Source organism: Streptomyces cyanogenus (assembly GCF_017526105.1).
Classification (GTDB): domain Bacteria; phylum Actinomycetota; class Actinomycetes; order Streptomycetales; family Streptomycetaceae; genus Streptomyces; species Streptomyces cyanogenus.
Genome location: NZ_CP071839.1, coordinates 8,220,631 through 8,233,647 on the forward strand (window position 1 = coordinate 8,220,631; position 13,017 = coordinate 8,233,647).

11 protein-coding genes are annotated in these 13,017 nt (G+C 72.5%); 4 read left to right on the top strand and 7 right to left on the bottom strand.

From position 1 onward, the window contains the following. Positions 1-98: 98 nt before the first annotated feature. Entirely contained in the window at positions 99-1,055 is a 957-nt protein-coding gene (locus S1361_RS36250; RefSeq protein WP_243769423.1) for a hypothetical protein, read from the bottom strand. Between the two features lie 141 nt (positions 1,056-1,196). Between S1361_RS36250 and S1361_RS36255 the strand changes: the two genes are divergently transcribed. From S1361_RS36255 to katG, 3 genes are all read left to right on the top strand, one after another. Beyond that, positions 1,197-2,384, top strand: a complete 1,188-nt coding sequence (locus tag S1361_RS36255; protein WP_208036058.1) for an abortive phage infection protein — start codon at positions 1,197-1,199, stop codon at positions 2,382-2,384. 415 nt (positions 2,385-2,799) lie between these two features. Then, positions 2,800-3,237 (top strand): Fur family transcriptional regulator, encoded by a 438-nt coding sequence (locus S1361_RS36260; RefSeq protein ID WP_208036059.1) that lies wholly within the window; start codon positions 2,800-2,802, stop codon positions 3,235-3,237. A 33-nt stretch (positions 3,238-3,270) separates the two neighbouring features. Continuing rightward, positions 3,271-5,496: a catalase/peroxidase HPI gene (katG, locus tag S1361_RS36265; protein WP_208036060.1), complete on the top strand. Its 2,226-nt coding sequence runs from the start codon at positions 3,271-3,273 to the stop codon at positions 5,494-5,496. Positions 5,497-5,632: 136 nt separating this feature from the next. Here katG and S1361_RS36270 read toward each other — a convergent pair whose 3' ends face one another. The 3 genes from S1361_RS36270 to S1361_RS36280 form a co-directional block, all read right to left on the bottom strand. Further along, positions 5,633-6,190 carry a GlcG/HbpS family heme-binding protein gene (locus S1361_RS36270; protein WP_208036061.1) on the bottom strand — a complete coding sequence of 186 codons (558 nt, stop codon included), beginning with the start codon at positions 6,188-6,190 and terminating at the stop codon, positions 5,633-5,635. Positions 6,191-6,326: 136 nt separating this feature from the next. After that, the gene (locus S1361_RS36275; RefSeq protein WP_208036062.1) at positions 6,327-7,262 is read right to left on the bottom strand and encodes a serine hydrolase; all 936 of its coding nucleotides are present in this window, start codon (positions 7,260-7,262) and stop codon (positions 6,327-6,329) included. Beyond that, complete coding sequence (locus S1361_RS36280) at positions 7,259-8,224, bottom strand: LysR family transcriptional regulator (protein ID WP_208036063.1); 966 nt, start codon at positions 8,222-8,224, stop codon at positions 7,259-7,261. The genes S1361_RS36275 and S1361_RS36280 overlap by 4 nt, the downstream gene beginning before the upstream one ends. Before the next feature lie 127 nt (positions 8,225-8,351). On the opposite strand from S1361_RS36280, the gene bla reads away from it, so the two are divergent. Next, entirely contained in the window at positions 8,352-9,281 is a 930-nt protein-coding gene (gene bla / locus S1361_RS36285; protein WP_208036064.1) for a class A beta-lactamase, read from the top strand. 284 nt (positions 9,282-9,565) lie between these two features. On the opposite strand, the gene S1361_RS36290 is transcribed toward bla, so the two are convergent. The 3 genes from S1361_RS36290 to S1361_RS36300 all read right to left on the bottom strand — a co-directional run bounded on the left by S1361_RS36290 (position 9,566) and on the right by S1361_RS36300 (position 12,992). Then, positions 9,566-11,566 carry a glycoside hydrolase gene (locus S1361_RS36290; RefSeq protein ID WP_208036065.1) on the bottom strand — a complete coding sequence of 667 codons (2,001 nt, stop codon included), beginning with the start codon at positions 11,564-11,566 and terminating at the stop codon, positions 9,566-9,568. A gap of 192 nt (positions 11,567-11,758) precedes the next feature. Continuing rightward, entirely contained in the window at positions 11,759-12,487 is a 729-nt protein-coding gene (locus tag S1361_RS36295; protein WP_243769424.1) for a hypothetical protein, read from the bottom strand. 115 nt (positions 12,488-12,602) lie between these two features. Then, positions 12,603-12,992: a VOC family protein gene (locus S1361_RS36300; RefSeq protein WP_208036067.1), complete on the bottom strand. Its 390-nt coding sequence runs from the start codon at positions 12,990-12,992 to the stop codon at positions 12,603-12,605. Positions 12,993-13,017: the final 25 nt, after the last annotated feature.

Sequence of the window (13,017 nt, forward strand, 5' to 3'; positions counted from 1 at the left end):
CCGGTTTCAGGTCTCACACCGTGTACAACGGCACGTCCTTCATCAGACGACTCGGTCCGGCAGCACGGTAGCGGCGCTCGACGGCGCCGCTCCACCGGTTATCCGGGCGCCTCGTCCCGGCGGCCACGGGCCCGGCCGGCCGGGGCCTGCCGGTCCACCCGTGCGGCGGCCGTACCGGCCCGGCGTCGGGCCTCGCGGACGGCCCGGTCGGCCTGCCGTGCCCGTTCCCGCGCGTCCTGTTCACCGGCCCGCGCCTGCCGCTGTTCCTCCTCGGCGTGCCGCAGTTGCTCCCGCAGCTCGCGGACCCGCCCCTCCGCCTCGGCGACCCGGGTCCCGGCCTCCTCCACCGCCCGCCCGGCGGCGTCGGCCTCCTCCTGCCGGGCGCTCAGCTCCCGCTCGGCCTCGCGGGCCTCGGCCAGGCGCCGACGGCGCTCCTCGTCCTGCCGGCGGTCCTCCTCCCGGGTACGGCCCCTGCCGCGCGCGGGCTTCTCCGGCTCGGGTGCGGGCCGGCGGGCGAGCAGGGTCTCGTCGGCCGCCGGGAACCCGGCCGTCGAACGCAGCGGCTTGACCAGCCGGCCCGCCGCCCACTCCCGCGCGGCCTCCGGATCGGCGAGGACGGCGTGCAGCGTCTCCTCGACCTCGCGCTGGACGCCCTCGCCCACCGGATGCCCGGCCTCCGCGGCCAGCCGCCGGGCCTGGCGTCCCAGTGCGCCGATCACCTCGTTCTGCCGCCGGGCGAGTCCGCGCAGCCGGGCCCCGTCCAGCTCGCGGTGCGCGCGCCGCAGCTCCTCGCCGAGGCGGAGCAGCGGCTCGATCTCCTCCGACTGCCGGCGCACCAGCAGATTGCTGACCCAGGCGGCCAGGCTCGGCCGCCGCAACGCGCCGATTTTCTTGCCGAGGGCCTGGTCACCGGCCTTGCGGGCGTCCAGGGCGCGCTGGTCGCGGGCGGCCACGAAGTCCTCCGGCCGCAGCCCGTACAGCTCGTCGGCGACGGTGTCCAGGTCCACCAGCGCCCCTCTCGACGGCCACTTCACGACGGAGTCCGAGTTTCTCACCGGAAGGCGTTCCTGTGCGGTTCGAGGCTGTTCGCCCGGGGGGCGCGGCGCGACTTTCGGCGACGGATTCCCACCCTTCGGACCCGTTCCGCAGACCGTCGGCGGACGGCGCCGTGCGGCCGGGCCCGGCAGGGTGACGGCATGCAGAGAAGCAAGGGGATCAAGCGAACACAGTTCCTGGCCGGCCTGGCGTCCGCGGGGCTGGCCGCGGCGGTGCTGCCGTCCGGCCGGGCCGGGGCCGCCGCCGTGCTGCCGTCCGGCCCCGCCGGGGGCGCGCACCGCGGACTGCGCCACCGCGGGGTCGTGTACACCGTGGGCAAGGGCGAGACACCGGGTACGGCGTTCAGCGCGGCCCGCATGCGGGCGGACCTCCGGGTCATCCGCGACGAGCTGTACGCCGACACCGTCGACGTGACGGGGGATGGGGTGGAACGACTCACGGCCACCGCCGCCGAGGCGGCCGAACGGGGTCTGCGCGTCTGGCTCCAGCCGACGCTCGGCGACGTACCGGAGCGGGACATCCTGGAACACCTCGCCGAGACCGGCCGGTTCGCGGAGCGGCTGCGCCGGCAGGGAGCGGCGGTGGACCTCAGCGTGGGCTGTGAGTTCTGGCTGTACGTGCCCGGGATCGTACCCGGCGACACCGCCTTCGAGCGCATCCGGAACCTGCTGGCCGGCCGGGTGGACCCCGTGGCGATGCAGCGCCGCCTGGACCGCTTCACGGCGACGGCCGCCGCGGTCGGCCGGTCCGTCTTCCACGGCCGGCTCGGCTATGCCGCCGCCCAGGAAGACGAGGTCGACTGGCGCCTCTTCGACATCGTGGGTATCGACTACTACTCGTACTTCCCCGATCCTGCCGACCACGTAAGGGAGTTGAGCCGCCATCTGCGGTGGGGCAAGCCGGTGGCCGTCACCGAGTTCGGCACCTGCGCCTACGTCGGGGCGCCCGAGGCCGGCGGGATGGGCTGGGACGTCGTCGACCACGACAAGAAGCCCGAGGAGATCAAGGGCGACCTGGTCCGCAGCGAGCGCACGCAGGCGGCCTACCTCACGCAACTCCTCGACGTGTTCTCCACGGTGGACCTGTACGCGGCGATGGCCTACGAGTTCGTGAGCCCGGACGCCCCGTACCGCCCGGACGACCCGCGGCACGACCTCGACATGGCGAGCTACGCCATCACCAGGACCGTCAAGGACCGCCCGGACGACCCGGAGTCCGGCTGGCACTGGGAACCGAAGCAGGCCTTCCACGCCCTGGCCCGCCGCTACCGGGACAGCTCGCGTCAGGCACGAGGCCTGTTCCCGGAGGAGGCACCGGGCCCGAGGTGAATGCGCCGGGCCGAGGTGAGTCCCCAAGGATGCACCTCACCGCCACCGGGAACGAGTCGCCGCCGTGCACGCCGGCGCCGGCCGGGCGGCTCGTGCGTGGACGGCCGTGCACAGTGCGCCGGGGTCGTCTGTTCGGAGGACCGTTCGGCTCGCCGCGCGGCCGTCGTCCGCCCGGGGTCACATGATGCGTGCATGGCCAGGGCTCAGTCTCAGTCTCCCACCGACGGCCGCTCCGGCCGCGCCCATCGGACCGGCCACGCCCGCCGGACGCGGACGTGCGGAGGCAACGTGCGAGCAGATCTTCCGGCGGGTGTCGCCCCCGGCCGGGAGATGGACGGCAGGCGACGGCACGTGGCCAAAATTGCATTGTTCGTTTTCTTGAACCTCTCGTGTTTATGAGGATAGGTTCGCCGTCATGACCGCCTCCCCGAGACCGACCACCGCCGAGGAACTCCGCGGTGCCGGCCTGCGCGTGACGGCAGCCCGCGTCGCGCTGCTGGAGACCGTCCGGGACGGCGACCACCTCGGCGTCGAGGCGATCGCCGCCCGAGTCCGCGATCGCGTGGGCCACATCTCCGTGCAAGCCGTCTACGAGGCCCTGCACGCGCTCACCGCCGCGGGTCTCGTGCGCCGTATCGAGCCGGCCGGCCATCCGGCCCTGTTCGAGGGGCGCGTGGGCGACAACCACCACCACATCGTCTGCCGGTCCTGCGGTGCCGTCGCCGACGTCGACTGTGCCGTCGGCGACGCGCCCTGCCTGACCGCCGCGGACGACCACGGCTTCGCCATCGACGAGGCCGAGGTCGTGTACTGGGGCGTGTGCCCCGACTGTTCCACCGGCCGCAGTTCCTGAGCACCGAGTTCCGCACAGTTCGGAAGGATTGCCATGACTGAGAACCACGACGCGATCGTCACAGACGCGAAGTCGGAGGAGGGGAGCGGCGGTTGCCCCGTCGCGCATGACCGGGCCCTGCACCCGACCCAGGGCGGCGGCAACCGCCAGTGGTGGCCGGAGCGGCTCAACCTGAAGATCCTCGCCAAGAACCCGGCCGTGGCCAACCCCCTCGGTGAGGAATTCGACTACGCGGAGGCCTTCAAGGCCCTGGACCTCGCGGCCGTGAAGCGGGACATCGCCGAGGTGCTCACCACGTCGCAGGACTGGTGGCCCGCCGACTTCGGCAACTACGGGCCGCTGATGATCCGTATGGCCTGGCACAGCGCGGGCACCTACCGCATCAGCGACGGCCGCGGCGGCGCCGGCGCCGGCCAGCAGCGCTTCGCCCCGCTCAACAGCTGGCCGGACAACGGCAACCTCGACAAGGCCCGCCGTCTGCTGTGGCCGGTGAAGAAGAAGTACGGCCAGAGCATCTCCTGGGCCGACCTCATGATCCTCACCGGCAACGTCGCCCTGGAGCAGATGGGCTTCGAGACCTTCGGCTTCGGCGGCGGTCGCGAGGACGTCTGGGAGGCCGAGGAGGACGTCTACTGGGGTCCCGAGACCACCTGGCTCGACGACAAGCGCTACACCGGCGACCGCGAGCTGGAGAACCCGCTCGGCGCCGTCCAGATGGGCCTCATCTACGTCAACCCGGAGGGCCCGAACGGCAACCCGGACCCGATCGCCGCGGCCCGCGACATCCGTGAGACGTTCCGCCGCATGGCGATGAACGACGAGGAGACCGTCGCCCTCATCGCCGGCGGTCACACCTTCGGCAAGACCCACGGTGCCGGCCCGGCGGACCACGTCGGCCCCGACCCCGAGGCCGCCTCGATGGAGGAGCAGGGCCTGGGCTGGCGGAGCACCTACGGCACCGGCAAGGGCGGGGATGCCATCACCTCCGGCCTGGAGGTCACCTGGACCGCCACGCCGACCCGGTGGAGCAACGGGTTCTTCAAGAACCTCTTCGAGTACGAGTACGAGCTGGAGCAGAGCCCGGCCGGCGCCCACCAGTGGGTGGCCAAGAACGCCCCGGAGATCATCCCGGACGCGCACGACCCGTCGAAGAAGCACCGCCCGCGGATGCTCACCACCGACCTGGCGCTGCGTTTCGACCCGATCTACGAGCCGATCTCCCGCCGGTTCTACGAGAACCCGGACGAGTTCGCGGACGCCTTCGCCCGCGCCTGGTACAAGCTCACCCACCGTGACATGGGCCCGAAGTCGCTGTACCTCGGCCCGGAGGTCCCGCAGGAGACCCTGCTGTGGCAGGACCCGCTGCCGGAGCGCGAGGGCGAGCTGATCGACGGGGCGGACATCGCCACCCTGAAGACCAAGCTGCTGGAGTCGGGCCTGTCGGTGTCCCAGCTGGTCACCACCGCGTGGGCCTCCGCGTCCACCTTCCGCGCCAGCGACAAGCGCGGCGGCGCCAACGGCGCCCGCATCCGCCTCGCCCCGCAGCGCGGCTGGGAGGTCAACGACCCCGACCAGCTGGCGCAGGTGCTGCGCACCCTGGAGAACATCCAGCAGGAGTTCAACGCCTCCTCCGGCGCCAAGAAGGTCTCCCTGGCCGACCTCATCGTCCTCGGCGGTGCCGCCGGCGTGGAGAAGGCCGCCAAGGAAGCCGGCTTCGAGATCGAGGTGCCCTTCACCCCGGGCCGGGTCGACGCGACCGAGGAGCACACCGACGCCGAGTCCTTCGAGGCGCTGGAGCCGACCGCGGACGGCTTCCGCAACTACCTCGGCAAGGGCAACCGCCTGCCGGCCGAGTACCTGCTGCTCGACAAGGCGAACCTGCTGAGCCTGAGCGCCCCCGAGATGACGGTGCTCGTCGGCGGCCTGCGCGTCCTCGGCGCCAACCACCAGCAGTCGCAGCTCGGCGTCCTGACCAAGACGCCCGGCGTCCTCACGAACGACTTCTTCGTCAACCTGCTCGACCTGGGCACGACGTGGAAGGCGACCTCCGAGGACCAGACCACGTTCGAGGGCCGCGACGCCGCCACCGGCGAGGTGAAGTGGGCCGGCAGCCGTGCCGACCTGGTCTTCGGCTCCAACTCCGAGCTGCGCGCGCTCGCCGAGGTCTACGCCGCCGACGACGCGAAGGAGAAGTTCGTCAAGGACTTCGTCGCCGCCTGGAGCAAGGTCATGGACGCGGACCGGTTCGACCTCGTCTGACCCTCCCGACGCACTGAACAGGACGTCCGGTCAGCCCCGCGGGGCGGACCGGACGTCCTGCCGCTCCGGGAGCCGGACGGGACGTTTCCGCTGCCCCTGGAGCCTAGGGCCGTGCGCCCGGGCCGGCCGTCCGGGATCAGCGGCCGAGCACCGCCGCGCCCGCCCCCGCGTACCGCTCGTCCAGGTCGCCCGAGGGAGCGCCCGCGACGCCGATGCCCGCGACGGGAGCGCCCTGGGCGGTCACCGGCGTGCCGCCCGCGAGGAACAGCGTGCCCGGGATGTCCTTCCGGTTCGGCGCCTGCGCCAGCCGCCCGGCCAGTTCCGAGGTCGGCGCGTTCCAGGACACCGCGGTGAACGCCTTGCGCTGCGCGGACTCGTACGACTGCGGGCCGTCCTGCTCGGCTGCGACGACCACGCCGTCGTACCCGCCGGGCTGCTGGCCGTCCTGCACAGCGCTCGCCCTCGCCCGCAGGACCGCCCCGGACGTCGTCCTGGTGGACCTGCAACTGGGCGACGGCATCGACGGCGCGGAGACCACTACGTACGACACCGACGCCGACGTCACCCGCGCCGTCGAGGCGGGCGCCACCGGATATCTGTTGAAGGCCGCCCGCGCCGAGGACCAGTTCACGGCGATCCACGCCGCCGCCCAGGGCCGCCCGGCGCTCTCACCCCCGGTGGCCGACCGTGTCATGTCCCGCCTGCGCAACCCCCGCCCCTCCCTCACCCCACGCAAGCGCGACGTCCTCGCCCACCCTCTCCCGAGGTCTGCCCAACCACACAGCTGCCCACGGCCCTTACCCGCGACGGCGCCGACCCCACCGCCGTCCTCACCCCCGCAGCGCCTCGAACGCCTCCCGCCCCGCCGCCGCGATCGCGAGGTCGATGTCCGCAGCGAGTCCCGCCCTGCGGACCGAACGGGTCAGCGCTGCCATCGCCACCCGCTCCCCGGACTCCGCCTCGACCACCCCGATCTCGTGCCGCAGGTGCAGAAACGTACCGGTCTTGCCGCTCCACCGCAGGGTGTCCGTGCGCAACTCGCCCGCCAGCCGCTGCGTGAAGACCTGGAGTCCCATGAGCCGGCGCAGCTCCGCCGTCGCCGGGGGAGCGGCGATCTCGTCGCACCACACGCGGCGCAGCAGTCCTACGAGCGCCGCGGCCGAGCCGGCGTTGGCGTGGGCCGGGTCCAGGGTCTCGATGGTGTGCCGGCCCGCGCGCTCGTCCCGGACGGCCAGCTCCAGCGCGAGGGAGAAGTCGTTGCCGGCGGCACCGGCGGCGCACTCGTACAGGTGGTTCATCCGGTGCCGCATCCGGATGCCGTCGCACCCCCATGCCCGCAGTCGCGCGTCCACGTCCGCCACCGGGACCAGATCGAGCAGCGCGTCGGCGGCGGCGTTGTCGCTCACCGACAGCATCAGCAGGACCAGATCGGCCACGGCCACCGTGGCCGGGTGCCGGAAGGCGGCGAGCCCGGTCGGACCGACGCTGCTCGTGCCCGGGTCCACAGTCACCGGGAGCGCCGGGTCGAGGTCTCCGGTCGCGATCCGCTCCAGCACGGCGAGCGCGAGCGGGACCTTCACCACCGAGGCCAACGGCGTCGGCACCTCGATGTCGAAGCCGAGTTGCTCTCCGGTGTCGAGGTTGCGGGCGAGGAAGGAGCCGCGGACGCCGAGGGCCGCCCAGTCCGTGGCGATCGCCTCGGCGACGTCCAGGAGGGCGCCGTCGTCCCCGGCGTACACCGGGTGGTGGACCGCTGGCGCGCTCATCCGCGCGCCGCCAGCCGTGCGCGGAGGTCCTCGTTCCCGGCCCCGGGTGCCGGCTCGCCGCGCCGGGCGGCTACCGCGCCCACGGCCGCCGCGAGCAGCGCGGCCAGCCAGCCCGGCACCTCGCCCGCGCCGCTTCGGCCCGGGGCGGCGCTCACGTCGTACCCCCGGTGCAGGGTGCGGTCGGCCAGGGGTGTCCAGTGGGCTCCGTGCTGCCGGGCGAACGGTTCGGTGCACAGCAGCAGCGCGCTCCCGGCCAGCGTCTCGGCGAGTGCGGTGGCCGCCGTCCCGGCCGGCCGGATCCGGTCCTCGGGCAGCCCGGCCCGAGCGGCCGTCCTCGCCAGTCTCTCCTCGAAGTACGGCACTTGATCCTCTGTCAGGAGCAGCAGGGGCGGTGGCGCGGTGGGTGTGGCGGCGCGCGTGCGGCGCGGCCGCAGCTCTTCGAGGTGGACCCGGTTCCTGGCCGTTCCGTCCTGCGCCGCCGCCGACGCCAGTCCCAACGGCGCCCGGAACGCCGCGTGTTCCGGGGTGGCGCGCACCAGCGCGTATCCGAGCGAGCCGTCGGCCAGTCCGGAAACCCGTTCCCTGGGCGGCAGTTCGCGCATGCCGAGGGTGATCCCGTGCTCGGTGCCGGCGCGGAGGGCCCGGGCCAGCGCGGCCGGGGCGCAGTCCGTGGGCACGCCGACGGCACGCACGCGGGACCGCCGGGCCGAGCGGGCGACCTGCCGCAGCCGCTGGGCCCTGTCCAGTACGTCCCGGGCGTACGGGAGCAGCAGCACACCCAGTTCGGTCGTCGCGGTCTGCCGCCGGGACCGGTCGAACAGCAGGCCGCCGAAGTGCTCCTCCAACGTCTTGACACGGCGGCTGAGCAGCGGCTGGGCGATGCCGAGCCGGTCGGCCGCCCGGGAGAAGCTCTCCTCCTCCGCCGTCGCCACATACGCCTCGAGATGTGCCAGGAGATCCACCAGGCACTCATATCAATAAGGAATGCGATCTTCAAAGTGTCCTCTTGGACATGGGCGCCCGCCTGCTGTTTCGCTGCTTCCGTCGGAGATCGACACCGACGCCGGACGACCTCGGAGGACCACACCCATGACCAGTACCGACCGCCCCACCCCGCTGCCGCGCCGCCGCCTGCTCCAGGCCGGCCTCGCGGTCACCGGCGCCGCGCTGACCGCCACGGCGCTCTCCGCACCGTCCGCGTCCGCCGCACCGGACGCACGAGTACGCGCCGGCCAGGCGGAGTTGGCCGAGCTGGAGCGGCGCTACGGCGCCCGGCTCGGTGTGTACGCGCGCAACGTCCGCACCGGGCGGACCGTGACCCACCGGGCGGCGGAGCGGTTCGCGATGTGCTCGACCTTCAAGGCGTTCGCCGCCGCGGCGGTCCTGCGCGACCACGGTGGCTGTGCGCCGCTGGACCGGGTGGTGCACTACCCGCCGCACGACATCCTGCCCAACTCGCCGCGCACCGAGGAGAATCTCGCGACCGGCATGACGGTGGCCGACCTGTGCGCGGCGGCCATCCAGTACAGCGACAACGCGGCCGGCAACCTGCTGCTCCGGGAGGTGGGCGGCCCGGCCGGTCTCACCCGCTTCCACCGGTCGCTCGGCGACGGGGTGAGCCGGCTCGACCGGTGGGAGCCGGAGCTGAACACCGCGATCCCCGGGGACCCCCGCGACACCACGACCCCGGAGGCGATCGCCGCGAGCCTTGAGCACGTCACCCTGGGCCGGGCGCTGGCCGACGCCGACCGAGAGCGGTTCGTCACCTGGCTGAAGGGCAACAAGACCAGCGCTGAGCGGTTCCGCAAGGGGCTGCCGCAGGACTGGGTCGTGGCGGACAAGACCGGCACCGGTGACTACGCGAGCGCCCACGACATCGGCGTGGCCTGGACGACCCGGCGGACCCCGCTCGTGCTGGCCGTCCTGTCCTGCAAGACGACCCCGGACGCCCCCGTGAACCAGGCGCTGATCGCCGACGCGGCGGCCGTCGTGGCCCGCACCCTCGCTCCCGGCGAGTAGCGCCCCAACTCCCCTCACGGTACCGAGCGGCGGGAACACCCCCCTGGACCACTCGCATCCCGAGTACTCCCTGTCCTACGGCAACGGCACCCTGAGCGACGGCACCGTCGACTCCCACGGCTACAAGGTCGGCGACGACATCGTCGTGAACCAGGTGGTCCGGCACCGCCTCCGACGGCCACCTCGTGGTGACCTTCGGCGGGAGCGTCGTGAACCCCTGGGCCGGTGCGCGACGGTGAGCGAAGGCGGGACGCCGCTCCGGGCGGCGTCCCGCTTCCGGCCGTTCAGCAGGCGGAGCCGGTCTGCGTGAGCAGGCCGAGCCGCCACGGCAGGCTGTTGTAGTCACCGCCCGCGTTCGGGTCCAGGCCCTGGTAGAGGTACTGGAGCCTGCAGGCGGGGACGGTCAGCGTCTGGTCGTACCCGGCGCGGATCATCTCGCCGTGGCTGATGTCCCTGGTCCAGGCGCCCGACGGGAAGCTCACGTTGCTCGCCCGCGCGAACGGATTGCTCTCGGACGCGGCCAGCGGGCTCCAGGAGCCGGCGAGGCTGCCGGAGGTCCAGGAGCGGAAGTAGCGCCGCCCGTCGGAACCGATCGCCTCCACGAGCAGCAGGTACTGGTTGCCGCCCTGCACCTTGTAGACGTTGCTCGCCTCGAACAGGGCGTACTTGTCGGCGTCCCGCGCGGCGATGACGGTGTTCGTGAACCCGTTCGGGAACTGGCCGACGGTGGTCTGCGAGCGGTAGAGGTGCCCGTTGTCGTCGGAGGAGAACAGGTAGCAGTCGGCGCTGTCGCAGATCACCCACATGTCGACCCAGTAGCCGTTGCCGATGTTCTGCCTGATGACGTCGGGCATCGACGCGTAGAAGTTGCGCGGCGCGCTCCAGCCGTTCGGGTTGCTGATGTCCGCGTTGGTGGAGTACGACGCGTTGCCCGTCTGGTAGACGAGGTACCACAGCTTCTGCGGTGCGTAGTAGAACACCTGGGGCGCGGCCCGGTATCCGCTGCCGATCGCCGTGCGGTCGAGGTAGTGGTGGGTGGCCGAGCCGGCCTGGGACCAGTCGCTGAAGCTCAGGTAGACGAGGTTGTAGCCGGAGGCGCCGGCCACGCTGGCGAACACGTGCCACTTGCCGTTGTAGTAGACGACGGACGGGTCCTTGATGCCGGCGATGTTGTGGGTCGCGTCCGGCTTGGGGGCGATCAGCTGCCTGCCGGAGGACCAGCGGAAGCTCGACGGCAGCGCGGCCGCGGCGGACGGCGCGGCCACGCTGCCACCGAGCGCGGACAGCACCGCGCCGTACGCGGCCTTCTTGTTCCCTGCGGCGTCGAAGAGCAGCGGGTGCTCCCCGCTGCGCCACGAGTCGCTGTCACGGATGCCCCACACGCTGATGCCGGTGCAGCGCGCCACGTTCATGCAGGCCTTCACCGTGTTCGCGTACGCGGTCGCCGGTGCCTGCGCGATGTCCAGCTCCGTGATCTGCACGTCCACGCCGAGAGCCGCGAAGTTCGCCAGGGTGGTCCCGAAGCTCGCGGGCGGCCCGGACGAGCCGAAGTGGCTCTGGAAGCCGACACAGTCGATCGGCACGCCACGGGACCTGAAGTCGCGCACCATGCGGTACACGGCCTGGGTCTTGGCATCCGACCAGTTCTCGATGTTGTAGTCGTTGTAGCAGAGCTTGGCCGCGGAATCGGCCGAGCGGGCGGTGCGGAAGGCGTCCTCGATGAAGCCGTCGCCGAGGACGTTCTGGAACACGGAGGCGCGGCGCGCTCCGCTGCCGCCGTCGGCGAACGCCTCGTTCACCACGTCCCAGGCGTACACCTTGCCCTTGAAGTGGCCCATCTCGGTGGTGATGTGAGAGCGCATCACACCGCGCAGGGTCGTGGCGTCGGAGATCGAGCCGACCCAGCCGGGCAGCTGGGAGTGCCAGACCAGGGTGTGGCCCCGCACGCGCTGCCCGTGTGCGACGGCATGGCTGACGATCTGGTCGGCGGCCGCGAAGGAGAACGAGCCCCGGGAGCGCTCCGTGGCGTCCCACTTCATCTCGTTCTCGGGCGTGACCGCGTTGAACTCCCGGTCCAGGATCGCGGTGTACGTCCCGTCGCCCAGCCTTCCGGCGGCCACCGCGGTGCCGAAGTACCGCCCGGACCGGGCGGCCTGGGCACCGAGGGTGCTCGCTTTGACGGGTGCGGGCCGGGCGTCGGCCGTCCCGGTCACAACGAGGGTGACGGCGGCGAACGTGCCTAACAGGGAGGCCAGGCGTCGGCCGGGCCTTCGGGGACACTTCATGGTTCTCCTCGTACGGGTGATCGTTGCGGGCGTCGTTATGTCATGCGCATGACATGCCGGGAAGGGATGAACGGCCGTTTGACATACCGAACGATGGTCGGCGTCCCGGATGCTCTGGATGATAGGAGGGGGTGACAGGGCGTCAATACCCCTCGCATCATTCGAGGTTCGGGGCGAAATGTTTCGGAGCGCTCAGCCGACCGGATCGTCCGGGTGCACCGGACACGCCTCCAGGTCCGGCGCGGCCAGCAGGTCGGCGATCAGCTCCGGTGAACCGCCGACGTACGTGCTGGCCAGATCCACGTCTCCGCCCAGACACCAGGCGCGGTCCTGCGGCCACCACAGACCGGGAAGCTCGGCGAACTCGTCCAGGGACACGGGGGAGACGGCGTCGGCCAGCCGGCCGGCCAGCAGCACCTCGTCCCGGCCCGGCGTCTCGAACGTCGGGAACCGCTCCCAGTCCCAGCGGCCGTATCCGCTCCACAGCCCGAACCAGCACTCCTGCGCGGTCCCGGTGTGCCGGGCCAGCACGGGCAGCAGCGCCCGTGCCACCTCCGGAGGGGTCGGACCCTCGCCGGGATGCTCGTCCCACACGCCGGGCAGACCGAGGTCGGAGCGGTTGACGTGGTCCGGGTCCGCCCCGATGACCTCGTGCCAGCGGGTGACCGGCGTGATGCGCGTGCCCTGTGCGGCGGCCACGGTGGACCAGCGCACCGGCCGCTCGCCGAGCCGGGCCGGGTGCAGGATCCGGGCGTAGGCGGCGAAGCCCGGCGCCGCGACACCCGCGACCGTTCCCATGGCGGCCGGCCCCGGCCCGCGGGCGGTGAGCCAGTCGGCGGGCGAGAGGTCGTCGGCCCGCACCCGCAGCCGTCCGTACCGGTCGGGAGCGGGGTCCTGGTGGACCGGGGGGAAGTCGTTCATGACCACAGTGTGTCGGGTGGGCGGGCGGTCGGGTGGAGTGGGCGGGCAGTCGGGTGGGCCCGTCGTGCGGAGCGGGCGGGGCAGGCCAGGGCCGGGGCCCTGGCCTGCCGTTTCCTCAGGACTGCGGCGGCTGCGGGTGGCTGTCGTAGGGGCGGGTGATGATCTCCATGCCGTGTCCGGCCGGATCCAGGAAGTACAGGCCCCGGCCGCCGTGGTGGTGGTTGATCTCACCCGGCTGCTTTCCGTGCGGATCGGCCCAGTAGGTGAGGCCGGCCTGCCGGATGCGGGCGAAGGCCGCGTCGAACTCCTCGTCCGCGACGAGGAAGGCGTAGTGCTGCATGACGATCGACTCCGCGGGGATGGTGGCGAAGTCCAGGGTCACCCCGTTGCTCGTCGTGACGGGGACGAACGGGCCCCACTCGGGCCCGACCTCCAGCCCCAGAATGTGTGCCAGGAACGTGGCGGACTCCCGGTTGTCCCGGGCATGGACGATGGTGTGGTTCAACTAGACGGACATGAGAGGAATGCCT